Annotated in this window: 2 protein-coding genes; one reads left to right on the plus strand and one right to left on the minus strand. The window is 75.3% G+C overall.

The features are described 5' to 3' along the window. On the plus strand, nt 1-581 hold a 581-nt coding region (locus ESO86_RS16620; protein WP_207207198.1), incomplete at its 5' end, for a (2Fe-2S)-binding protein. A gap of 52 nt (nt 582-633) precedes the next feature. Here ESO86_RS16620 and ESO86_RS16625 read toward each other — a convergent pair. Further along, on the minus strand, nt 634-1395 hold the full coding sequence (locus ESO86_RS16625; protein ID WP_129235922.1) for a sirohydrochlorin chelatase: 762 nt from the start codon (nt 1393-1395) through the stop codon (nt 634-636). Nucleotides 1396-1602: the final 207 nt, after the last annotated feature.

Genomic DNA, 1602 nt, shown 5'->3' on the forward strand with positions numbered 1-1602 from the left:
TCGCCGCCGCGCTCGCCGCCGAGGCCGGAGACCGCGAGGCCGGGGCGCCCCTGGCGCCCGAGCGCGACGCGATCGTCATGCTCAAGGCCGAGCACGTCGACGTGGTCGCCGTCGGCGACGTCTCCGTGGAGCCGTGGGACGACGACGCACTCGCGCCGCGGCGGCGCGTCGCCCAGTGGGCGGATCCCGAGCACCTCCGCTACGTGAAGATGGTCACCGACGGCGGGATCCTCACCGGCTTCGCGAGCGTCGGCATGCCGCGGACGGCGGCCGAACTGACGCTGCTCTTCGAGCGTCGCGCCGAATTGCCCGCGGACCGGTCGCTGCTGCTCCGGTTCGACGGCCCCGACGACGACCCGTCGGCGAACGCCGACGCATTCGCGCCCGAGACGACGGTGTGCTGGTGCAACGGCGTCACCGTCGGGCGGATCGAGGAGTCGGCGGCGTGCGGGAACGCGACGGTCGAATGCGTCGGGCGCGACACGCGGGCCGGCACGGGCTGCGGCGGATGCCGCGGGCGCATCGCCGAGGTCCTCTCCCGCGCCGCCGAGGCGGACGGGACGCCCAGCCTCACCGCGTGACCTGGCACGCGACGTCGGGGACGCCGGCGTCCGTCGTCGCGTCGGGATCGGCTCAGGCGTGCTCGCGCTGCTCCTGCTCGACGGCCGCGTACCGGTCGAGGACGAGGTCGACGAGCGCGGGCGGCGGCGGCGCCGCCGGCACCAGCAGGGGGTCGGCGATCGCGTCGGCGCCCGCGGCGACGGCCTGGTCGTAGAACGTGCCGGGAGCGAGCAGGTACGGTCCGACGATGATCCGAGACCCGGGGTGCACCTCGCGGATCATCTCGATCGCGTCGGGGAGGCGCGGGATGGCGGCCGCGATGAACCCGACGGTGACCGACCGGCCGAGGCGCTGCCCCAGCCGCCGCGCGGTCTCGAAGCACTCGCGGACGGCGCGCGGGTCGTTCGATCCCGCGGCGGCGAGGAGCACCGTGTCGCCGTCGCCCAGGCCCGCGTCGAGCAACCGCTCGGCGAGCACGTCGACGAGGCGCTCGTCCGGGCCGAGCTCGGCGGCGAGGCGCGCCGAACCGCCGATGCGGTCGAGGCCCAGCGACAGTCCGGTGCGCACGTGGAACCCGGCGGACAGGACGAGCGGCACGATGACCGCATCGGGCTCGGCCGCGGCCTCGAGCGCGGCGCCGATGTCGGCGTTGCTCGCGTCGACGAAGGTGATCGACACGTCGAGGTCGGGGCGGGCGGATGCGACGCCGTCGATCAGCCGGATGACCGCCTCGCGGTTGGCCGTCGAGGGGGTGCCGTGGGTGACGGCGACGAGGCGGAGCGGCGGGCGACGGACCGGCTGGGACGCGTCTCCGGCATCGCTCGTCCGACCCATCTCATGCCCGCACTTTCCGGCGGAATCCGGTCTCACCCGCCGATCCGACGGTATTCAGGACGTGTTTCGCCGAGCACACCCACGTGTTTCCGGCGCGTGAAGAGTCCCTCACGCCGCGCGCGACGGGACCGCGGCTCAGCGGGCGTCCGGCTGGTCGGCCGGGCCGTCGCCGAGCAGCTCGGGGCGCACGCGACGCGTGCGCTCGAC

Source organism: Agromyces binzhouensis (genome assembly GCF_004135055.1).
Taxonomy (GTDB): domain Bacteria; phylum Actinomycetota; class Actinomycetes; order Actinomycetales; family Microbacteriaceae; genus Agromyces; species Agromyces binzhouensis.

Bases quoted from the DNA above. Each gene is read 5' to 3' on its own strand.
- ESO86_RS16625 (WP_129235922.1), bottom strand. From the start codon at position 1,395: ATGGGTCGGACGAGCGATGCCGGAGACGCGTCCCAGCCGGTCCGTCGC.